At 64.0% G+C, this 20093-nt stretch carries 18 protein-coding genes; 6 read left to right on the plus strand and 12 right to left on the minus strand.

Annotated features, from left to right (window positions below):
* Nucleotides 1-161: 161 nt before the first annotated feature.
* From thpR to KZO83_RS12060, 3 genes are all read right to left on the minus strand, one after another.
* The gene (thpR, locus tag KZO83_RS12050; RefSeq protein ID WP_247620983.1) at nucleotides 162-692 is read right to left on the minus strand and encodes an RNA 2',3'-cyclic phosphodiesterase; all 531 of its coding nucleotides are present in this window, start codon (nucleotides 690-692) and stop codon (nucleotides 162-164) included.
* 75 nt (nucleotides 693-767) lie between these two features.
* Entirely contained in the window at nucleotides 768-3953 is a 3186-nt protein-coding gene (locus KZO83_RS12055; protein ID WP_247620984.1) for an efflux RND transporter permease subunit, read from the minus strand.
* 104 nt (nucleotides 3954-4057) lie between these two features.
* Nucleotides 4058-5239: an efflux RND transporter periplasmic adaptor subunit gene (locus tag KZO83_RS12060; protein WP_247620985.1), complete on the minus strand. Its 1182-nt coding sequence runs from the start codon at nucleotides 5237-5239 to the stop codon at nucleotides 4058-4060.
* A 355-nt stretch (nucleotides 5240-5594) separates the two neighbouring features.
* Between KZO83_RS12060 and KZO83_RS12065 the strand changes: the two genes are divergently transcribed.
* Nucleotides 5595-6563, plus strand: a complete 969-nt coding sequence (locus tag KZO83_RS12065; protein ID WP_247620986.1) for an AraC family transcriptional regulator — start codon at nucleotides 5595-5597, stop codon at nucleotides 6561-6563.
* 35 nt (nucleotides 6564-6598) lie between these two features.
* Here the strand turns inward: KZO83_RS12065 and KZO83_RS12070 are convergent, their stop codons facing one another.
* From KZO83_RS12070 to gmk, 4 genes are all read right to left on the minus strand, one after another.
* Nucleotides 6599-6988 (minus strand): RidA family protein, encoded by a 390-nt coding sequence (locus KZO83_RS12070; protein ID WP_247620987.1) that lies wholly within the window; start codon nucleotides 6986-6988, stop codon nucleotides 6599-6601.
* Between the two features lie 150 nt (nucleotides 6989-7138).
* The gene (gene spoT, locus KZO83_RS12075; RefSeq protein WP_178998918.1) at nucleotides 7139-9274 is read right to left on the minus strand and encodes a bifunctional GTP diphosphokinase/guanosine-3',5'-bis pyrophosphate 3'-pyrophosphohydrolase; all 2136 of its coding nucleotides are present in this window, start codon (nucleotides 9272-9274) and stop codon (nucleotides 7139-7141) included.
* 28 nt (nucleotides 9275-9302) lie between these two features.
* Nucleotides 9303-9554: a DNA-directed RNA polymerase subunit omega gene (gene rpoZ, locus KZO83_RS12080; protein WP_040240363.1), complete on the minus strand. Its 252-nt coding sequence runs from the start codon at nucleotides 9552-9554 to the stop codon at nucleotides 9303-9305.
* Nucleotides 9555-9618: 64 nt separating this feature from the next.
* The gene (gene gmk, locus KZO83_RS12085) at nucleotides 9619-10266 is read right to left on the minus strand and encodes a guanylate kinase (RefSeq protein WP_247620988.1); all 648 of its coding nucleotides are present in this window, start codon (nucleotides 10264-10266) and stop codon (nucleotides 9619-9621) included.
* A gap of 108 nt (nucleotides 10267-10374) precedes the next feature.
* Between gmk and KZO83_RS12090 the strand changes: the two genes are divergently transcribed.
* The gene (locus KZO83_RS12090; RefSeq protein WP_247620989.1) at nucleotides 10375-11583 is read left to right on the plus strand and encodes an MFS transporter; all 1209 of its coding nucleotides are present in this window, start codon (nucleotides 10375-10377) and stop codon (nucleotides 11581-11583) included.
* A 43-nt stretch (nucleotides 11584-11626) separates the two neighbouring features.
* Nucleotides 11627-12682 carry a dihydroorotase gene (gene pyrC, locus KZO83_RS12095; protein ID WP_247620990.1) on the plus strand — a complete coding sequence of 352 codons (1056 nt, stop codon included), beginning with the start codon at nucleotides 11627-11629 and terminating at the stop codon, nucleotides 12680-12682.
* A 12-nt stretch (nucleotides 12683-12694) separates the two neighbouring features.
* On the opposite strand, the gene KZO83_RS12100 is transcribed toward pyrC, so the two are convergent.
* On the minus strand, nucleotides 12695-13279 hold the full coding sequence (locus KZO83_RS12100) for a histidine phosphatase family protein (RefSeq protein ID WP_247620991.1): 585 nt from the start codon (nucleotides 13277-13279) through the stop codon (nucleotides 12695-12697).
* A gap of 200 nt (nucleotides 13280-13479) precedes the next feature.
* Here KZO83_RS12100 and KZO83_RS12105 point away from each other — a divergent pair, with 200 nt between their 5' ends.
* Together KZO83_RS12105 and KZO83_RS12110 are read left to right on the plus strand one after the other, a co-directional pair.
* A complete protein-coding gene (locus KZO83_RS12105) occupies nucleotides 13480-14697 on the plus strand; it encodes an MFS transporter (RefSeq protein WP_247620992.1) in 1218 nt (405 codons plus the stop codon).
* A 226-nt stretch (nucleotides 14698-14923) separates the two neighbouring features.
* On the plus strand, nucleotides 14924-15247 hold the full coding sequence (locus KZO83_RS12110; RefSeq protein WP_247620993.1) for a 50S ribosome-binding protein YggL: 324 nt from the start codon (nucleotides 14924-14926) through the stop codon (nucleotides 15245-15247).
* A 189-nt stretch (nucleotides 15248-15436) separates the two neighbouring features.
* On the opposite strand, the gene KZO83_RS12115 is transcribed toward KZO83_RS12110, so the two are convergent.
* The 3 genes from KZO83_RS12115 to KZO83_RS12125 all read right to left on the minus strand — a co-directional run bounded on the left by KZO83_RS12115 (nucleotide 15437) and on the right by KZO83_RS12125 (nucleotide 17436).
* On the minus strand, nucleotides 15437-15865 hold the full coding sequence (locus KZO83_RS12115; RefSeq protein ID WP_247620994.1) for an organic hydroperoxide resistance protein: 429 nt from the start codon (nucleotides 15863-15865) through the stop codon (nucleotides 15437-15439).
* 92 nt (nucleotides 15866-15957) lie between these two features.
* Nucleotides 15958-16407 (minus strand): MarR family winged helix-turn-helix transcriptional regulator, encoded by a 450-nt coding sequence (locus KZO83_RS12120; protein ID WP_247620995.1) that lies wholly within the window; start codon nucleotides 16405-16407, stop codon nucleotides 15958-15960.
* Nucleotides 16408-16443: 36 nt separating this feature from the next.
* Nucleotides 16444-17436 (minus strand): LysR family transcriptional regulator, encoded by a 993-nt coding sequence (locus KZO83_RS12125; RefSeq protein WP_247620996.1) that lies wholly within the window; start codon nucleotides 17434-17436, stop codon nucleotides 16444-16446.
* Nucleotides 17437-17591: 155 nt separating this feature from the next.
* On the opposite strand from KZO83_RS12125, the gene KZO83_RS12130 reads away from it, so the two are divergent.
* Nucleotides 17592-18665 (plus strand): SDR family oxidoreductase, encoded by a 1074-nt coding sequence (locus KZO83_RS12130; protein ID WP_247620997.1) that lies wholly within the window; start codon nucleotides 17592-17594, stop codon nucleotides 18663-18665.
* Between the two features lie 97 nt (nucleotides 18666-18762).
* On the opposite strand, the gene KZO83_RS12135 is transcribed toward KZO83_RS12130, so the two are convergent.
* Nucleotides 18763-19998 carry a CynX/NimT family MFS transporter gene (locus tag KZO83_RS12135; RefSeq protein ID WP_247620998.1) on the minus strand — a complete coding sequence of 412 codons (1236 nt, stop codon included), beginning with the start codon at nucleotides 19996-19998 and terminating at the stop codon, nucleotides 18763-18765.
* Nucleotides 19999-20093 lie beyond the last annotated feature (95 nt).

The following is a 20093-nucleotide window of genomic DNA, read 5'->3' on the forward strand; positions in this document are numbered from 1 at the left end:
GCGGCCGTTGCCAGCCCACTGACAGCCATGACAAAGCGCCTGCGGGCGCTTTTCTGTTGTCTGCTGGGGACGACGTGTAGCGCCTCGGCGAGACGGTTCCTGTTTGGGGCAACTGGCACTGTGAGCACGTGCCTGGGGGCTCCAGCGACGTTTATATGGTCTCAACCTTGGCTGCGATTATCCGCCAGCGTTCGATAGTGCGAGCCGCCGTCGTCGAGCTTCGACTCCACCAGCGCCAGATGGTCAAAACGCCAGCGAAGCGGGGCAGGCAGCCGTGACCCCGGGGCTGCACGGTCGGCCTGGCGCACCAGGCTGACGTGCGGAGTGAATTCACGCTGTGGCGCGGTGAAGCCGTGACGGGCCAGCGCCTGCCAGAGTTCGGCGTTGAGCGTCGCGAACTCGGCATTGGGTGTCCGGCTGCCCGCCCAGACGATGCGGGGCTGGGGGAAATGGCCGAGTCGATCCAGCGTCCATTCGCCGTCTAGCGCCGGCCACGCTCGGGTCAGATCGACGAGCGCCTCCAGCCGCGAGGCGTCGACACCGCCCAGAAACGCCAGCGTGATATGCATGTTCTCCGCCGGTAGCGGATAACCGCCGCATTGCGGTGCCAGGCGTTCGGCCTCGGCGGCCAGCGCCCGACGACTGGCGTCGTCGGGCCACAGGGCGAAGAAGAGTCGGCGCGGAACGATCACGATGTCGGCTCCCGGTGGCGTTGCCAGCAGGGTGACGCATCAGCCCTTCCTTGCCAACGGTTTGCCGGCTCCCGGTCAGGCAGGATCGCTTTCCGGCCGGTGATCCTCGCCTTCCATCGTCGAGCCGTGATCCTGGCTGAGCGGACCGGCCAGCTTGCGCAGCGCCACGTAGAAGACCGGCGTCAGTAACAGGCCGAACAGGGTCACGCCGAGCATCCCGGCGAACACCGCGATGCCCAGCGCCTGACGCACCTCGGCGCCGGCGCCATGGCCCAGCGCCAGCGGTATCACCGCGGCGGTGAAGGTGATCGAGGTCATGATGATCGGGCGCAGCCGCAGCCGACAGGCTTCCAGTGCCGCTTCCACCACGCTGCGACCCTGGAACTCGAGCTCGCGGGCGAATTCGACGATCAGGATGGCGTTCTTGCAGGCCAGCCCGATCAGCACCACCAGCCCCACCTGGACGAAGACGTTGGTATCGCCGCCGGAGATCTTGACGCCGACCAGCGCCGACAGCAGGCACATCGGCACGATCAGGATCACCGCCAGCGGCAACGTCCAGCTCTCGTAGAGCGCGGCCAGCACCAGGAACACCAGCAGCACCGCCAGCGGGAACACCACCAGCGCGGCATTGCCCTGGGTGAACTGCTGATAACTCAGATCGGTCCATTCGAAGTCGATGCCATCCGGCAACACCCGCTCGCCGATATCGGACAGAACGCTCATCGCTTGGGGCGAGGAGAGCACCCGAGGATCGGCTTCGCCGGCCAGATCCGCGGCCGGGTAGCCGTTGAAACGCAGTACCGGGTCGGGACCGAAGCTCTGATGGATATCGATCATCGAGCCGATCGGCACCATCTCGCCCTGGGCGTTGCGGGTGCGCAGCCGGGCGATATCCTCGACGCTGTCGCGATAGGGTGCGTCGGCCTGGGCGATCACCTGCCAGGTGCGGCCGAACGTATTGAAATCGTTGACGTAAGTGGAGCCCAGATAGGTCTGCAGGGTATCGAACAGGTCGCTCACCGCGACGCCCTGGGTCTTGGCCTTGAGTCGATCCACCTCGGCATCGAGCTGGGGCACGTTAGCCTGGTAGCTGGTGATCGGATAGCTCATCCCCGGCGTCTGCACCACCGCGCCCTGGAAGGCGGTCACCGCTTCCTGCAGCGGGCCGTAGCCGAGTCCGCCGCGATCCTCGATGAACAGCTGATAGCCGGAGCCGTTGCCGAGACCCAGGATCGGCGGCGGCATGAACGAGAACGCGATGCCATCCTTGAGACCGCTGATCTTGCCGGCGATCTCGGCGTTGATCTCCGCCGCGGTCCGGGTGCGCTGATCGAAGGGCTTCAGGGTCAGAAACGCCAGCCCGGTGTTGGCGGTGTTGGTGAACTGCAGCGCGTTGAGCCCCGGGAACGAGATCGCGTGCTCGACGCCGTCGGTCTCCATGGCGATGTCCACCACCTGACGCAGCAGGTCGTCGGTGCGCTCCAGCGAGGCGCCCTCCGGCAGTTTGACGCCGGCGATCAGGTACATCTTGTCCTGGACCGGGATGAACCCCGGCGGCACCAGCTTGAACAGGTAGCCGGTGGTGCCCAGCAGGACCAGGTAGACCACGAATACCGCGCCGCGGCGACGCAGGCTGCCCGAGACCAAGCCCTGATAGCGATGGGAGCCGGCGTTGAAGAAGCGGTTGAACGGCCGGAACAGCCACCAGCCGAACAGGAAGTCGATCACCCGGGTCAGACGATCCTTGGGCGCGTCGTGGGGCTTGAGCAGCATCGCCGCCAGGGCCGGTGACAGGGTCAGCGAGTTGATCGTCGAGATCACCGTCGAGATGGCGATGGTCACCGCGAACTGGCGGTAGAACTGGCCGGTCACGCCGGAGAGGAACGCCATCGGCACGAACACCGCGCACAACACCAGGCCGATGGCGACGATCGGGCCGGACACCTCGCGCATCGCCTGGTGGGCGGCGGCGCGTGGTGCCAGCCCCTGGCCGATGTTGCGCTCCACGTTCTCCACCACCACGATGGCGTCGTCGACCACGATACCGATGGCGAGCACCAGCCCGAACAGGGTCAGGGTGTTGATCGAATACCCCAGCAGCAACAGCACCGCGAAGGTCCCCACCACTGAGACCGGCACCGCCAGCAGCGGAATCAGCGAAGCGCGCCAGGTCTGCAGGAACAGCGTCACCACCAGCACCACCAGCAGTATCGCCTCCAGTAGGGTCTGGACCACCGAGCGGATCGAGTCGCTGACGAACAGGGTGGTGTCGTAGACGGTGTGATATTCGACCCCCGGCGGGAACCGGGTGGCCAGCTCGTCCATGGTGCGGACCACCTGGTCGCGAATCTGCAGGGCGTTGGCGCCGGGCGACTGGAAGATGCCAATTGCCACAGCCTCCTTGCCGTCCAGCCGGGAGCGCAGGGTGTAGTCGCCCGCGCCCATCTCGAGCCGAGCGACATCGCGAAGCCGCAGGACTTCGCCATCCTCGCCGACCTTGAGTACGATGTTGCCGAATTCCTGCTCGGTGGACAGGCGCCCCTTGGCGTTGATCAGGGTGAGGAAATCGCTGTCCGGCATCGGCTCGGCGCCGATCTGGCCGGCGGAGACCTGGACGTTCTGTTCGCGCATGGCCGCGACCACATCACCGGCGGTGAGACCGTGAGAGGCGATGCGGTCGGGGTCCAGCCAGGCGCGCATGGCGTAATCGCCGCCGCCGAACAGCTGCGCCTCGCCAACGCCGGAGATCTTCGCCAGCTGGTCGCGCACGTGCAGGCGCGCGTAGTTGCGCAGGTAGAGGGTATCGTAGCTGTCATCCGGCGAGACCAGGTGCACCACCATCAGGAAGGTGGGGGACTGCTTCTGGGTGGTCACGCCCTGTCGCCTCACCGCTTCCGGCAACCGCGCCAGCGCCTGGCTGACCCGGTTCTGGACGCGCACGGTGGCCTGTTCGGCATCCGTCCCGGGCTGGAAGGTGATGGTCATCTGCAAGACGCCATCGGAGCCGGCCACGGACTTGTAGTACATCATGTCCTCGACGCCGGTGATCGCCTCCTCCAGCGGCGTCGCCACGGTTTCCGCGATCTCCTTGGGGTTGGCACCCGGGTAGGTGGTGCGCACCAGTACCGAGGGCGGTACCACCTCCGGGTACTCGCCGATCGGCAGATTGGGAATGGAGATCACCCCTACCGCGAAGATGACGATGGAGAGCACCGCCGCGAAGATCGGCCGGTCCACGAAAAAGCGGGAAAAATTCATGACAGCAGGCTCCTGGGCGGCGGATGCGATGTCCGCCGCGTCTTGTCATTCAGAGGAGAGAAGGGCTTCAGGAAACGTTGGGTGGATCGCCGTGCGGTGCTTCCTCAGGATCGAGTGGCAACAGCGTTGCCCACGCCCGCCTCGCGCATGGCGACCGGGTTCGGTGCCACCGGCATGCCGGGCGCGAACACCTTCTGGGTACCGTTGACGATCACTCGCTCACCGGCCTTCAATCCATCGCGGATCACCACCAGCTCTCCCACCTCGCGGCCGAGCTCTACCTGACGGGGTGTCACCGTGTCGTCATTGCCGACCACGTAGACGAAGCGCCGGTCCTGATTGGCGAGCACCGCCTTGCGATTGACCAGCATCGCCTCGCTGAGGTTGGCGACGGGCATCTCCACCCGCGCGAACTGGCCGGGCCTGAAGGCGCCATCCGGGTTGGGCAGGACGGCGCGATAGCGCAGGGTGCCGGTGTCGGCGTTGATCTGGTTGTCGACGAAATCCAGCTGTCCCTGGTGGGGGAAGCCCGTCTCGCCGGTCAGGCCGATATGTAGCGTCATGGTCTCGCTCTGGGCCAGCAGCGTCTGCGCCCCCTGAGCCTCGGTTTCGTTGCTGTCGAAGTAGACGTACAAGGGATCCACCGACACCAGCGTGGTCAGCATCGACTGGTCGGCGCTGGCGAGATTGCCTTTCGTCACCATGGCGCGCCCGGTGCGGCCTGCCACCGGCGCGGTGACCCGGGTGTACTGCAGTTCCAATTCGGCACTGGTCAGCGTGGCCTCGGCCTCGGCTTCCTGCGCCCGGGCATTGAGCGCCGCCGCCTGGCGCTGATCATGCTGCTCCTGGGAGATCATGTGTTTCTGGATCAGCTGGCGAGATCGGCCGGCCTCGACTTCGGTGAGCCGGCGTTGACTCTGCGCCTGAGCCAATGAGGCCTTGGCGGCCTGTGCCCGGGCTTCGTAGGGACGGGGATCGATACGAAACAGCAGGTCGCCGGCCTCGACTAGTTCCCCTTCTTCGAAGGCGACTTCGTCGATATACCCAGTGACGCGCGGCCGCAACTGTACGGTCTGCGGTGACGCCACGCGACCGGTGAAGGTTTCCCGCAGCGTGACGGGTTCCACCAGCACTGTTGCGACATCTACTGCCGGCGGCGGCGGCGCGCTGGCGGAGTCTGCCTCGCCATGGGCATCGCAGCCGGCCAGCAGCGCGATGACGAGCATGACGCCCAGGCCGTGAATCCGCCCTGATCTCGGCATGCGCTTCTGGTCGAACCTCTTCATTGCCTGGCCCCCTGGGTCGTTCCCGGACGTCGATCCCGTGTCCTCGCGTCCGGCGCAGCACCCTGGCGGGCGACGATGAGCCGGCATGGGATCATGGACGATCAATGTACGGTTCCAGGGCGGATACGCGTTATCGGGTTACTCGTGGTTAATTGCCTAATCCTGTAGACATCGCCCATCCGGGAGTGAGGAGCGTTCGCTATCGCGACCTGTCGGTATGATGCTTGCCCGTTCCTTCAAAGAACTTGCCCAATCCTGCAGGGATCGGGTTTTGTCATCAAAATGCCGGCTGGCTGGCCTATACTCGCGCTTTATCGGAAAACGATAACCAGTCGACCAACGAGAGGGCGGAGTCGTGAGTGTCGTGCAGCCTGTTTTCGAGACACTGGATGATGAAATCGACCCATTGGCGAATACTCTTTCTCGCCAGATCCAGAAATGGGCGCCCGAAGAGGGCCTGACACCGACGGCAGTGCCGGGGCTGGAACTGGTGCGCGCCAATTCCTCGTTGACCAACTGTATCGGCTCGACGGTCTACGACCCTTCGCTGTGTCTGATCGCGCAGGGCAGCAAGCGCATATGGCTGGGAGATCGGGAAATCGATTATGGCCCGCTGAGCTGCATGGTGTCGGCGGTGCATCTGCCGGTACTGGGCAAGGTCACCGAGGCCTCGGCGGAGCGGCCCTACCTGGGGCTGAAACTCGCCGTCGATGCTCAGGAAGTCACCGCTCTGGTGCTGGAGCTAGGTGAAGGACTGGGCGAGATGGAGGAGCGAGAGTGTGCCGAGACCGCTTGCGGCCTCGGGCGCGTGCAGGCCGAGAAAGGGCTGGTAGAAGCCATGTTGCGATTGGTGAACCTGCTCGATTCACCCCAGGACATCCGCATTCTTGCGCCGCTGGTGCGGCGCGAGATCTTCTATCGCGCGCTGGTCGGCGAGATCGGCCTGCACATGCGCAAGTTCGCGGTGGCGGATACCCAGACCCACCGCATCTCGAGGGTGATCGCGGTACTCAAGGATCGCTTCACCGAGCCGCTGCGCGTTCGCGAGCTGGCGGACATGGTGAACATGAGTGAGTCGTCGCTGTTCCACAGCTTCAAGCAGGTTACCCGGATGTCGCCGGTGCAGTTCCAGAAAAAGCTGCGACTGCACGAAGCACGCAGGCTGATGCTGGCCGAAGGGATGGAGGCGGCCACTGCTAGTTTCCGCGTGGGATACGGAAGTCCATCCCACTTCAGCCGTGAGTACAGTCGCCTTTTCGGCGTGCCGCCCCGCACCGACGTGAGCAAGCTACGCGGCGAGCTGCCGCAGACCGCTCGCGCCTGATCGCTCACCTCAGTCGTCGGGGACGGCTGAGGATGTCAGTCCCCTATGACCATCACGGCTTCGGCTTCCACCTGGCTACCCTTGGGCAGTTCCTTGACGCCGACCGCCGCACGGGCCGGATACGGAGTCTGGAAGTACTCTTCCATGATCTTGTTGACCACGGCGAAGTTGCTCAGGTCCGTCAGATAGATATTGAGCTTGACGATGTCCTGCATCGAGCCAGCGGCTTCATGGCACACCGCCTGCAGATTGGTGAAGACCTGGCGCGCCTGGGCCTCGAAGTCCTGGGAAACCAGTTCCATGGTCTTGGGGTCGAGCGGGATCTGCCCGGACATGTACACCGTATTGCCGGCCTTGATGGCCTGCGAGTAGGGGCCGATGGCGGCGGGTGCCTGCTCGGTATTGATGACGGCTTTGTTACTCATGGCATGGCTCCTTGTCGTTATGCGATGTGCGCATTGCGATGGACAAAAATAACGACGCCGCCGCGTCCGCGTTAGCGGGCGCGCCGGGCATCGTAAAAACGAAACGACCGACCCGCCGCTCCTGTTGGCGGCGGGTCGGTCGCCATGGTGTCAACTGCGAACGCGAGTGATCTTGCCGACGTGGGGCAGGTTGCGCAGTCGTTTCATGATACTTGCTAGATGCACGCGGTCGTGGACGGCCAACGTTAGGTTGACGATCGACAGGCGTGCATCGCGTTCCTCGATGCCGATGCGTTCGATATTGGCATCGGCGTCGGTCACTAGGCCGGCCAGTTCGGCGACCAAGCCGCGCCGAGTCTCGACATGCAGACGCAGCGCCACCGGGAAATCTTGATCGATCTGCTGTGACCACTCCAGGGCGAACAGCTTGTCGGGATCGTCACGCAATTCTCGCAGGTTACCACAATCATGGCGGTGTACCACGATTCCCTTGCCGACCGAAAGATGGCCGATGATGGGGTCCCCGGGCAGCGGATAGCAGCAGCGTGCGAAGCTGATGATCATGCCCTCGGCGCCGTTGATCACGATCGGCATCCCGGAACGCGACGCCGTGGCGACTTCCTCGGCGGTTTCCGGCGCGTTGCACTCCAATAGGCGGCGCGCGATGGCGTAGGCCATGCGCGTGCCGAGCCCGATCGATTCGAGCAGATCGTCCTCGTGCTTGAGATCGAGTTCTTCGAGTATCGCCGCCAGGCGATGCTCGGGCAGCTCCTCGAGGCTGGTTTCGAAGGCACTCAGCGCGCGGTTGAGCAGGCGCCGCCCCAACTGCACGGATTCGGTGCGCTGCTGATGCTTGAGGGCGTGACGGATCGCCGAGCGCGCCTTGGCGGTGACCACGAAGTTGAGCCAGGCCAGGTTGGGCCGGGCGCCGGGCGCGGTAATGATCTCCAGCGTCTGGCCGCTTTCCAGGGTCGAGGACAGTGGCGCCAGATGGCGGTCGATGCGGCAGGCGATGCAGCTGTTGCCGATGTCGGTGTGCACGCTATAGGCGAAATCCACTGCAGTAGCGCCGCCGGGAAGCTCCATGATGTCGCCCTTGGGCGTGAACACGTAGATATCGTCGGGGAACAGGTCGTTCTTGACGTGTTCGATGAACTCCAGGGAGTTGCCGGCGTGGCGCTGCATCTCGAGCAGCCCGCGGACCCATTCGCGGGCACGGGCATGGCTGCCGGCGCCGATGGGGCGCTCGGTCTGACCGGCCTTGTACAGCCAGTGCGCGGCGATACCGTTGTTGGCCATCGCTTCCATCTCGCGGGTGCGAATCTGCACCTCAACGGGCATCCCGCTGGGGCCGAACAGCGTGGTGTGCAGGCTCTGGTAGCCATTGGCCTTGGGGATGGCGATGTAGTCCTTGAAGCGTCCCGGCACCGGCTTGTAGAGATTGTGCACCGCGCCGAGGATGCGGTAACAGGTGTCGACGTCATCGGTGATGATGCGAAACCCGAACACGTCCATGATCTCGGCGAAGGGTTTGCGCTGGTCGCGCATCTTGCGATATATCGACAATAGATGCTTCTGACGGCCCACCACGCTGCCGCCCAGCGCATCGTCATCGAGGCACTTCTGCAGGCTGTCCTGAATCTGGCGCATCATCGAACGACGATTGCCGCGCGCCTTGGTGACCGCACGCTTGATGCGCTCGGCGCGCATCGGGTGGATCGCCTGAAACGAGAGATCCTCGAGCTCGACGCGAATGGTGTTGATGCCCAGCCGCCCGGCGATGCGGGCGTAGATTTCCAGAGTCTCGCGGGCGATGCGGCGCTTCTTGTCCGGGCGCAACGCACCCAGCGTGCGCATGTTGTGCAAGCGGTCGGCGAGCTTGACGATGATCACGCGGATGTCCTGAGACATCGCCAGGACCATCTTCTGAAAGTTCTCCGCCTGGGCTACCGCCTTGTCCTCGAAGGTGATCTGGGTCAGCTTGGAGACGCCATCGACCAGTTCGGCCACGGGCTCGCCGAATTGCCGGGTCAACGCCTCCTTGGTCACGCCGGTATCTTCGATGACGTCATGCAGCATGGCGGCCATCAAGCTTTGATGGTCCATGTGCATGTTAGCGAGGATGTTGGCGACCGCCAGCGGGTGGGTGACATAGGGCTCGCCGGAGCGCCGCCGCTGGCCGTCATGGGCCTGCTCGGCGTAGTAGAAGGCGCGCTTGACGTGCAGAATCTCCTCGGGGGGTAAGTAGCCGCCGAGTCGGTCCGCGAGATCGTCGATGGTGAACATAGCGCGCGCCTTCGAGAATGGAGAGAACTTAGTCGTTGTACTCTCGCTCGGGACGCGGCTTGGGAGCGGGCGGGTCGACGACTTCGTCGAGGACGTTGACATCGACCAGGCCGGCCGCGATTTCGCGCAGTGCCATGACCGTGGGCTTGTCGTTTTCCCACGCCAGTTGGGCATCGCGCGAGCCGCGAGCGAGCTGACGTGAACGCTGCGTGGCGATCATCACCAACTGAAAACGGTTATCGACGTTGTCGAGGCAATCTTCTACGGTAACGCGTGCCATGAGTGTGAACCCTGATCGAGAAATAAAAACGGCGTAAGCCAGACCTGCGGAAGGAGCTTCGAGTCTACTCGACGTCTTCCACGCGTGACAAGAGCGCCGCCAGCAGTGGCGCGTGAGCTTTCCGGACCCGTGTCACGCGGGTGCGTTCGGCATGTACCAGGCAGCTCAGTTCGTCGAGCGCATGGTCGAAGGTGTCGTTGATGATGACATGCTCGTATTCGTCGTAATGCGACATCTCGTCGACCGCATCGCGCATGCGCCGGACGATGGTCGCCTCGTCATCGGTGCCGCGCCCGGCAAGCCGCGCGTGGAGTGCTTCACGCGACGGCGGCAGGATGAACACCGAGACCGCCTCGTCGAAGGCCGCGCGCACTTGGCGAGCACCTTGCCAGTCGATTTCCAGAATCACGTCCTGACCGGCGTCGAGCAGGGCCTGAACGGCGGCACGCGAGGTGCCGTAGTAGTTATCGAAGACCCGCGCATACTCGATGAAATCGCCGCTTTCGATCAGGCGCTCGAAGGTCGTGACGTCGACGAAGTGGTAGTTGACGCCGTTGTGCTCGCCGGGGCGCATGTCGCGCGTGGTGTGCGAGACGCTGACCTGGATGCCTGCGATACGTTCGAGAAGGGCACGTACCAGGCTGGTCTTGCCCGCGCCGGAAGGCGCCGAGACGATGTAGAGTGTCCCTTTTGACGGAAGCTGATTGGGCATAGGGCGTGTCCGATTGAGCCGCTTCTGGGGAAACGAGCATTATCGCATACACTTCGTGTCCTGCCGACATCGCGCAGGATGCGCGCCACCTGACAAGGAAACGTTTGCATGTCCCCCACGGGTATTTCCTCAAGTGATTCGACGACGCGGCTGGGCTTTGCCGGGGTCGCCTTCGCGTTTCTCGTGACCATGCTGGGCACGACGCTGCCGACACCGCTCTACCCAGGCTATCAGTCGGCCTTTGGCTTCTCGCAGCTCGTCATCACGGTGATCTTCGCCGCCTATGCCGTGGGCGTCATCGCCGCGCTGTTGATCACCGGGCGCTGGTCGGATCAGTTGGGGCGCCGTCCACTACTATTTGCAGGTTTGGCGGCAGCGGCGCTTAGCGATGTGGTCTTCCTGGCGGCCGATGGGCTTTCCACGCTATTGGCTGGGCGCGTGCTTTCGGGGATCTCGGCCGGTATTTTCACCGGCACGGCGACGGTGGCCGTGGTCGAGTCGGCGCCCGAGACTTGGAAGCGCGCGTCGACCTTCGTGGCTACCGCCGCCAACATGGGCGGCCTGGGTTTGGGGCCGGTGGTCGCGGGGGCCTTGGGTGAATACGCCGTGTGGCCGTTGCATCTGGCGTATGCCGTGCATCTGGGACTGCTGGCGATCGCCGTGCTGGGGGTCGCCGTGGCGACGGAGACCGTGACGCGGCCACCCCGGGTTCGCCTGCGCATACAGCGTTTGAAGGTGCCCGCCGAGGTGCGCGGCGTGTTCGTGCCGGCGGTGATCGCCGGGTTCGCCGGATTCGCGGTGCTGGGATTCTTCACCGCCACCGCACCGGCCTTCATGAGCCAGGTGCTGGGGCATTCGAACCTGCTGGCGATCGGCCTGGTGGCCGGCTGCGTGTTCTTCGCCTCGACGTTGGGGCAGCTCGTGCAGGGGCGTCTGCCCGAGGCGCATCGCTTGCCGCTGGGGTGTGCCGTGGTGATCGTCGGCGCATTGACCGTTGGGGCGGGATTGGCGTTGGCGACGCTGTGGGTCTTCCTGCTGGGAGCGCTGATCGTTGGTTTGGGTCAGGGCATTGCCTTTCGTGCCGGGCTGGGCGCCGTGGCGGCTGCCTGCCCGCTGAATCAGCGCGGCGCGGTGACGTCGACCTTCTTCGTCATCGCCTATGTGGCGATTTCGATTCCCGTGGTGGGCATCGGCCTGGTGGCGCGGCTCGTCGGCCTGCAAGCCACCGGCGTGGGATTTGCCATCGGCGTGGCCGCACTGGCGGGCGCCGCTTTGGTATCATTGCAGCGTCAGCGTGCCGCCACGGCGGTACGTTAAGCGTTTTTCGTCAGCCTTTCCGTCCGTGCCCAGGAGCCTGAGAATGTCCGAGTCCCCCACCCGTCTTCGCCTCCGCCGCCCCGACGACTGGCACCTTCACTTGCGCGACGGCGACGTGATGCGCCTCGTGCTGCCCGCCACTAGCCGGGTCTATGGGCGGGCCATCGTGATGCCCAATCTGATGCCGCCGATCACGACGCTAGATGCCGCCGAGGCGTATCGCGCGCGGATTCTCGAGGCGGTGCCAGCGGGCCATGATTTCACGCCCCTGATGACTTGCTACCTCAACGAGAGCGTTAGCGCCGAGACGCTGGAGGCAGGGCACGCCAGCGGCTTGCTGACGGCGGCCAAGTTGTATCCGGCCAATGCCACCACCAACTCTCAGCACGGCGTCAAGCGCATCGCGGATATCTATCCGCTACTCGAGACGATGGAACGGATCGGCATGCCGCTGCTGGTGCATGGCGAAGTCACGCGCGGCGAGATCGATATCTTCGATCGCGAAAAGTTCTTTATCGACGAGGTGATGATCCCGCTGCGCCAGCGTTTCCCGGCACTCAAGGTGGTGTTCGAACACATCACGACCGGCGACGCCGCGCAGTATGTCCTCGAGGGTGATGCCAACCTGGCCGCAACGCTGACGCCGCAGCATCTGGCTCACAACCGCAACGACATGCTGGTCGGCGGCATTCGTCCGCATCTGTATTGCCTGCCGATCCTCAAGCGGGCCGAGCACCAGCGGGCGCTGCGCGCGGCAGTGGCCAGCGGTCATCCGCGGTTCTTCCTGGGCACCGACTCGGCGCCGCACGTGGTCGCCGCCAAGGAAACGGCCTGCGGCTGCGCCGGGGTGTTCAACGCCCAGGCGTCGCTGGCCGTCTATGCCGAAGTGTTCGAAGAGGAGGGTGCGCTCGAGCATTTTGCGGCCTTCTGCTCGGAGAACGGCCCACGCTTCTATGGTTTGCCGCTCAACGACGAGGAGATCGAGCTCGAACGTCGCCCTTGGACGATGCCCGAACGCATCGAAGGCCATGGTGAGACGTTGAAGCCCTTCAAGGCCGGTGAAGCCCTGGCCTGGACGGTCCACAACGGGCGCGATTGATACGCTGGGGGGTCAGGTCGTCGTCGACAGGCGCGGCAGGTGCGCCACGTCTGACTCGCGCAGTGGACGGATCTCCCAGCCGCGTGTTCCGTATGGCGCCACCCATTGCGGTACGGCGTTATCGGTGCGCGGCCCTTCCGGCGAGCCGCTGTCGAGATAACGGATCACCCGGATCAGCCCGGAATGGCCGACGATCAGTGGCGTTTTGTGTTCGACGAGCAGGGCGTTGAGCGTGGCGACGATACGGGTGACGAAATCCGCCCAGCTTTCCCCGCCCTCGGGTGAGAGCAGGTAAGGCATCGTCTCGGGGATGGGATGTTCTTCGTGCTCGCCCCAATGGCGTTCCTTGAGCCCTCCGATCAGGCAGTGCGGGGCACGCCCGGTGGCGAGTTCGGCCGTGCGTCGGGCCCGCTCCAAGGGGCTGGCGACGATCAATGGCCAGGCGACGTCGCCGAGCAGTCGCGCTGCCTGGCGTGCTTCGCGTTCGCCCTGTGCGGTGAGGGGAACATCGCGCTGGCCGGCGATCCGACGGTTCAAGTTACTGGTGCTCTGACCGTGACGCAGAAAGACGAAGGGACGACGAATCAGCTCGGGCATGACGATGACTCCAAAAAATCCTGACTCGATCCTATCAGGCCAAGCGTGGCGGAGCGCGTATTCCGTGTCATGGATGGCAATAGCCGTCATGTTAAAGTGCCCAGATTTAGACTTAAGTCTAAATCTGGGATAATCGATCCTTCGACCCAGATGTCGCGACTCGTTCTTCACGACCAGGATCTCAAGACAGGAAAATGCCCATGAGCGCATCCACAGACGCGTCGACGCCTTCCGGCGGCGCCGCGCACCCACGATTGGCGGAATTGGCCCTGGCGCTGGGCGGCTTCGGTATCGGTACCGGTGAATTCGTCATCATGGGATTGATGAGCCGCGTCGCCGACGATCTTCAGGTGGCAGTTCCCGATGTCGGCTACGCCATCAGCAGTTACGCGCTCGGCGTCGTCGTCGGGGCGCCAATCATCTCGGCGTTGGCGGCACGGCTGCCCAAACGCGCGTTACTGATCGGGCTAATGCTGCTGTTCGCTCTCGGCAACTTCGCCAGCATCATGGCGCCGCATTTCGGCACCTTCGTTGGGCTGCGCTTCATCGCCGGCCTGCCGCATGGGGCCTACTTCGGCGTCGCGGCGCTAGTGGCCGCGGCGGCGGTGCCCGTCGATCAACGTGCCCGGGCGGTGGCGCGTGTCATGACCGGGTTGACCGTGGCGATTCTGGTCGGCGCACCGCTGGCCACATGGGTAGGCAATTTGATCGGCTGGCAGGCGGCTTTCGCCGGTGTGGGTGGCATCGCGCTGCTGACTGCTCTGATGGTGCGCCTATGGGTGCCGTATCAGCCTGCCGACCGTCAGGCCAGTCCCAAGCGCGAGATGACCGCGATGATCAAGCCGCGCGTACTGTTCACGCTGGGCGTGGCCTGTTTCGGGTGCGGTGGCATGTTCGCGGTGTTCAGTTATGTCATGCCCACGCTCACCGAGCAGGCCGGCATGGCCGAGTCGCTGGGGCCGCTGGTGCTGGCGATTTTCGGGGTGGGTACCATCCTGGGTAATTTCGCCGGTGCGCGTATCGCCGACTGGAATCTCTTGCGCGGCATTCCGATCATTCTGCTGTGGGTGGCGTGCGTACAAGGCGGTTTTTACTTCGCCGCCAACTCGGTGTGGACAGGATTTTTGTTCGTGGCGCTCGTCGGGACCAGCATGGCTGTCGCTCCCGCCATGCAGACGCGGTTGATGGACGTCGCCGAAGACGCCCAGACCATGGCGGCCTCGCTCAATCACGCCGCCTTCAACATGGCCAATGCGCTCGGCGCCTGGCTGGCTGGCGTGACCATCAAGGCGGGGCTGGCGTGGTCGTCCACCGGCCTGGTGGGCACCTCGCTTGCCTTGTTGGGTATCGCGATCTTCGCCACCGGGCGCTGGATGGAAAAGCGCGAGGCGTTGCAGCAGTCCGCTGCTTCGTCATAAGGCACGCCGCGAGTCGCGTTTTGACGTTGCTCGCGGTCGTCACTCTCCTTGCATCACAACTCTCTCGGCATCTTCATTGTTCGGCAAAATTTAAGTTTTTCCTTATTCTTGCCGATGGGGCTTTAGGGGCAGTGTCGCCCAGCCGCATCGCAAGGTGAACGTACTCGCGATACTTCGCGGGGTGGGACCATTGAAACCACCAGAATGGACGTCGTGGAGAAATGCTATGTCGGGGATGGAAAATGGGGGTGTAGTTCGGGAAAAGGGTAAATTCGCGGTGCTCGGATTTGCGTTGTCATGCCGTCTGCAGGAAGTGGAACAAGAGGATGCGTCGCGGCTGCTCGATGCGCTGGATGCAGAACTCGAGTCGCACGGTCTGGTCATGGGCGGTGGGGTCGACTTGGACCGGCTGGATGTCTTCGTGTTGCCGCGCAAAGATGCTGACGCTACTGATAGCGACCGCCTAGCGTTGGCCGAGTGGCTCGATCAACAACCGCTGTGCACGGAGGTGGCGGTGGGCGATTGGGTGGATGCCTACGGGGTCGAGTGACAAACGCGGTGGGTATTCACAGGTCTGTTTCAATGCGGTTCAAGGGCCTTTTTCTACGGCCTCGCGCGCGCTGGCCGGGTGTCGTTTCAATCCAACATGCAACGGCCCGAGGCATCTTGCGATGCTTCGGGCCGTCGAATCTCGCCCGGGAGATGGGCGAGCGTGTTGGTGATGTCTAAGTAACGATACTCACACTACGACGTTGAGCGTCACGTCGATGTTGCCGCGTGTGGCGTTAGAGTACGGGCAGACCTGATGCGCCTTCTCGACCAGGGCTTCGGCCTGTTCCCGATCCATGCCCGGGAGCTTCACCGTCAGCGTGGCTTCGATGCCGAAAGCGTCGCCCTTGGGGCCGATGCCGACTTCGCCCTGGATTCGGGTGTCGTCGGGCAGCTTGGCCTTCTCTTTCGAGGCGACCAGTTTCAGCGCGCCGATGAAGCACGCCGAATAGCCAGCGGCGAACAGCTGCTCCGGGTTGGTGCCGTCACCGCCGGCGCCGCCCAACTCCTTGGGTGTCGACAGCTCGATGTCGATGGCACCGTCGGTGGCGATGGCACGACCGTCGCGGCCGCCAGTGGCGGTGGCTTCGGCACGGTAGAGGATTTTATCGAGTGACATGGGACTTCTCCTTTCGGGTTAAAGATCGCGCTCGATTTAATCGTGTACGATCTAATTGGATAAAAGAATCTTTCGTCAATTACGCCAACATTTCACTGGCTGTCGAGTCGCTGGCGCAGTCCATGCAGCGCATCGCGCAGTTCGGCGGCCTCCTCGGGCGTGCACTGGCCCGCGCAGCCGGCGGCATGGGGCACGGCCTTGGCCCGCTCGCGCAGCGAACGGCCCTTCTCGGTCAGTGCGACCTCCACTTGGCGTTCGTCCTGGCGCGAGCGCTGTCGCGTTATAAGGTCGGCCGCTTCCAGGCGTTTCAGCAGCGGCGTCAGCGTCGCCGAATCCAGGTAGAGGTGTTCGCCGATCTCCGTCACCGTCTGACGATCCCGCTGCCATAGCACCAGCATGGTCAGGTACTGGGGATAGGTCAGCTCGAGCTCACGCAGCAGGCCGCGGTAGAGCTTGTTCATCGCCAGTTGGGTCGAATAGAGCGCGAAGCAGAGCTGCGATTCGAGCGCCAGGGCGTTGTCGGTGTCATCAGGTGTCGTCATGCAGGCAATATAGATCGCGCACGATTCAATCGCTAATTAGGTTTTGCTATGGCCGTCTGAGGTGCCGCCTATTCGTTCACGCCACCGGTCCCAGGACGGACGTGGCTCCAGCGATTCCCGTAGATAGTCGAGAAACGCGCGCACCTTGCGCGTTCGTAGGCGACGTTCGGTGGTCAGCACGTGAATGTCGCGGTGGCCGGGCATGACCTCGCCGCGCCACGCCTCGAGCAGTGGCACCAGTTCCCCTTTTGAGAGCGCATCGCCGATCAGCCAGGTGGGAAACAACACCAGTCCCTGGCCCAGCAGCGCGGCGCGCAGCAGGCTCTCGGCATCGTTGCTGTAGAGGTTGCCGCTGACCTCGAACGGGGTCGAACCGCTCTGGTTCGACGCCTGGAAATACCAGCGCTGGCGCCCCAGTTCGCCTTGGTAGAGCAGGCAGTTATGATCGGCCAGCGCCTCGGGCGTCCGGGGCTCACCGTATACGTCGAGATAGCTCGGGGCCGCAGCGACCACGTAGTTCATCGGCGCCAGCCGCCGCGCCACCAGCGAGGAATTGGCCAGGTCGCCAACGCGAAAGGTAATGTCCTGACCTTCGCGCACCGGATCGACGACCTGATCGCTCAGCTGCAATTCGGCGGTGATACCGGGGTGGCGACGCTGGAATCGATGCAGCAGTGGCACGATCTGGCGCTGGCCGAAGGCGACCGGCGCATTGATCCGCAGCATGCCGCTGGGCTCGGCGTCGGGATAGGCCAGCGCTTCGGTGGCGAGATCGAGTCGCTCAAGAATCTCGCGGACCTCCTCATAGTAGCGCCAGCCCGCTTCGGTCAGTGCGACCGCGCGGGTATGCCGGTAGAGCAGCGGCTGACCGAGCGCCTCTTCCAGCCCGCGAATCTGACGCGATATCGAGGAGACCGCGCGGTGGAAGTGACGCGCGGCGGCAGTGAAGCTACCGGTGGCCGCGACGCGTTCGAAGACGCGCAGGGCGTTGAGATCTAGCGAATTGACGTTCACTGATTTGAAACCCATGGCTTTGAAATGTCTGAGGTTGCGTCTCGCGCAATAAAGATTTGCGACGCTTTCGATTGTAGCAACGATCAGACACTACCAGACTGCGTTCATCGATCCGGCGCGACCCGGATCTTCCTGACTCGACTCCCTGACTCGAAAGGAGGTCATCGACCATGCGTAAAGGGACTGCACTCGTCGTCGGCGCGACCGGCATCACCGGCGGCAATCTGGCATCTTATCTGGTGGCCAGCGGCTGGACCGTCTACGGCCTTTCTCGTCGCACCACCGAGCAGAGCGGCGTGATTCCCGTCGCCGCCGATCTGCTGGACAAGCCCGCCACCGAGCAGGCGCTGGCCGGCCTGCCCATCACCCACGTCTTCTACTGCACCTGGATTCGCCGCGACAACGAGAAGGCCAACGTCGAAGCCAATAGCCAGATGATGCGCAACCTGTTCGCCGCGCTCGACAGCGACAAGCTGGATCACGCCTCGCTGGTGACCGGCACCAAGCAATATCTGGGCTCGTTCGAGGCTTATGGCAGCGGGCGCATCGAAACCCCGTTCCGTGAATCCGAGCCGCGGGTGCCGGGCGATAATTTCTACTACGCGCTGGAAGACGTGCTGTTCGAAGCCGCCGAGCATCACGGTTTCGCCTGGAACGTGCACCGCCCGCACACCGTGATCGGCTACGCCCGCGGCAATGCCATGAACATGGGCACGACGATCGCCGTCTACGCCTCGATCTGCCAGGCGACCGGCCAGCCGTTCGTGTTCCCCGGCTCACAGACGCAGTGGAACGCGCTCACCGACATGACCGATGCGCTGGTGCTGGCACGCCAGATGGAGTGGGCGGCGACCACGCCGGGCGCGGCCAACCAGGCCTTCAATACCGTCAATGGGGACGTGTTCCGCTGGCGCCGGATGTGGCGCGAGATTGGCGAGTACTTTGGTCTTGAAGTTCAGGGCCCCGAAGCCTCGGACGACCCGGAGACGATGCAGCCACTGGAAACGCAGATGGCCGGTGCCGAATCGACCTGGCGCGAGATCGCCGAAAAGCACGATCTGGTCGAGCCGGATGTCGCCAAGCTGGCCTCCTGGTGGCACACCGACGCCGACCTTGGCCGCGATCAGGAGTGCGTCAACGACACCACCAAGTCTCGTGATTTCGGCTTCGACCACTTCCGCGAAACGCGAGCGGCCTTCTTCGACCTGTTCGATCGCCTGCGCGCCGAGAAGGTCATTCCCTGATCGATCTGGCTGATCGTTTTTTGATCGACAGCAGGTCTTTATCGACGGCAAGTCTGTATTGACGAAAGAAAGAAACCGGCGCCTTCTCGGCGCCCTATCACTCCGTACCCTGTGTCGATGCCACCTGACGAGCGCGCCCGGCGCCCAGCGCCATGACCAGCGCGCCCAGCCCCAGCACACTCACCAGAAAACCGACCACGTTCCAGCCACCGCTCCAGTCGTGCAGCACACCGACCAGCAGCGGCCCCAGTGCCGCGAGGGTATAACCGATGCCCTGGGCCATCGCCGAGAGACTAGCCGCGGTGGTGGCATCGGGTGCGCGCAGCGCCAGCAGCGTCAACGCCATACTGAAAGTACCGCCTTGACCCAGGCCCAGCACCACGATCCACAGCCATATGCTGTCGATCGGGGCGTAGAGGCAGCCCAGCAGTCCGGTCAGGGTGAGTGTCATCACGCCAATCAGTACCGTTCGCTGATCGCGCATACGGCTGCCGATCCACGGCGCTAGAATCGCGGTGGACACCTGTAGCAGGATCGATACCGACAGCGCCAGCCCCGCGGTGACTGCTGCCAATCCGCGATCTTGCAGGATTGTCGGTAACCAGCCGAACACGATATAGGCCAGCGACGACTGTAGCCCCATGAACAGCGAGACTTGCCACGCCAGTGGGTCGTGACGTAGCCGCGCACCGCGACGGGCGGGAACGCGAGTGGGTTTGGTACCCTTGAGCTGCGGCAGCCACAACAACGCCGCGATTACCGCCGGCAGCAACCAGAACGCCAGCGCGCCCTGCCAGGCACTGTGTAGAGTCCCTTGTGAAACACCTTGCCAAGCGCCGTCCAATAATTGACGCAGCGGCTCGGTGGCACCCGCGGCAGCGGATGCGCCGAGATTGAGCGCCACGGTGTAGAGGCCGGTCATGATGCTGACGCGACGGGGAAAATCCCGCTTGACGATGCCCGGCAGCAACACCCCGATGACCCCGATACAACCACCGGCGACCGCCGTGCCCAGGAACAGCCCCGCCGTGCCGATATAGGGCCGTACGAGCAGCGCCACCGCCAGCACCAGCAGCGAAGCAAACACGCTGCGCTCCGGGCCGATGCGCCGAACCATGCGTGGCGCCAGCGGCGCCGCGAGCCCCAGAAACAGCACCGGCAGCGTGGTCAGGATGCCCTGCCAACTGGATGAGAGTGCCAGCGCCTCACCGATGCTGCCGAGTACCGGCGCAACACTGGTCAGTGCCGGGCGTAGGTTGAGCGCTACCAGCAACAGCGCGACGAGAGTCATAACGCCCCGGCGGGGCATCGCGGAAGTCGACAAGAGAACCATCCTTGGAAATCGGAAGATATTACGTCACGACGGCAGAGCCGAGGACGCAAGGGTAGCCGATTACGGCCAAAACCGGGATGGTTCTACGCCAATGG

The sequence above is a fragment of the Chromohalobacter moromii genome, from assembly GCF_023091865.1.
Taxonomy (GTDB): domain Bacteria; phylum Pseudomonadota; class Gammaproteobacteria; order Pseudomonadales; family Halomonadaceae; genus Chromohalobacter; species Chromohalobacter moromii.

What these genes read in the sequence shown, in the direction of transcription:
- KZO83_RS12125 (WP_247620996.1), bottom strand. Translation starts at nt 17,436, where the DNA reads ATGGGTTTCAAATCAGTGAACGTCAATTCGCTAGATCTCAACGCCCTG.
- KZO83_RS12110 (WP_247620993.1), top strand. Translation starts at nt 14,924, where the DNA reads ATGTCGGGGATGGAAAATGGGGGTGTAGTTCGGGAAAAGGGTAAATTC.
- gmk (WP_247620988.1), bottom strand. Translation starts at nt 10,266, where the DNA reads ATGCCCAATCAGCTTCCGTCAAAAGGGACACTCTACATCGTCTCGGCG.
- KZO83_RS12120 (WP_247620995.1), bottom strand. Translation starts at nt 16,407, where the DNA reads ATGACGACACCTGATGACACCGACAACGCCCTGGCGCTCGAATCGCAG.
- KZO83_RS12105 (WP_247620992.1), top strand. Translation starts at nt 13,480, where the DNA reads ATGAGCGCATCCACAGACGCGTCGACGCCTTCCGGCGGCGCCGCGCAC.
- KZO83_RS12130 (WP_247620997.1), top strand. Translation starts at nt 17,592, where the DNA reads ATGCGTAAAGGGACTGCACTCGTCGTCGGCGCGACCGGCATCACCGGC.
- KZO83_RS12060 (WP_247620985.1), bottom strand. Translation starts at nt 5,239, where the DNA reads ATGAAGAGGTTCGACCAGAAGCGCATGCCGAGATCAGGGCGGATTCAC.
- KZO83_RS12135 (WP_247620998.1), bottom strand. Translation starts at nt 19,998, where the DNA reads ATGGTTCTCTTGTCGACTTCCGCGATGCCCCGCCGGGGCGTTATGACT.
- pyrC (WP_247620990.1), top strand. Translation starts at nt 11,627, where the DNA reads ATGTCCGAGTCCCCCACCCGTCTTCGCCTCCGCCGCCCCGACGACTGG.
- KZO83_RS12070 (WP_247620987.1), bottom strand. Translation starts at nt 6,988, where the DNA reads ATGAGTAACAAAGCCGTCATCAATACCGAGCAGGCACCCGCCGCCATC.
- KZO83_RS12100 (WP_247620991.1), bottom strand. Translation starts at nt 13,279, where the DNA reads ATGCCCGAGCTGATTCGTCGTCCCTTCGTCTTTCTGCGTCACGGTCAG.
- rpoZ (WP_040240363.1), bottom strand. Translation starts at nt 9,554, where the DNA reads ATGGCACGCGTTACCGTAGAAGATTGCCTCGACAACGTCGATAACCGT.
- KZO83_RS12115 (WP_247620994.1), bottom strand. Translation starts at nt 15,865, where the DNA reads ATGTCACTCGATAAAATCCTCTACCGTGCCGAAGCCACCGCCACTGGC.
- KZO83_RS12090 (WP_247620989.1), top strand. Translation starts at nt 10,375, where the DNA reads ATGTCCCCCACGGGTATTTCCTCAAGTGATTCGACGACGCGGCTGGGC.
- KZO83_RS12055 (WP_247620984.1), bottom strand. Translation starts at nt 3,953, where the DNA reads ATGAATTTTTCCCGCTTTTTCGTGGACCGGCCGATCTTCGCGGCGGTG.
- spoT (WP_178998918.1), bottom strand. Translation starts at nt 9,274, where the DNA reads ATGTTCACCATCGACGATCTCGCGGACCGACTCGGCGGCTACTTACCC.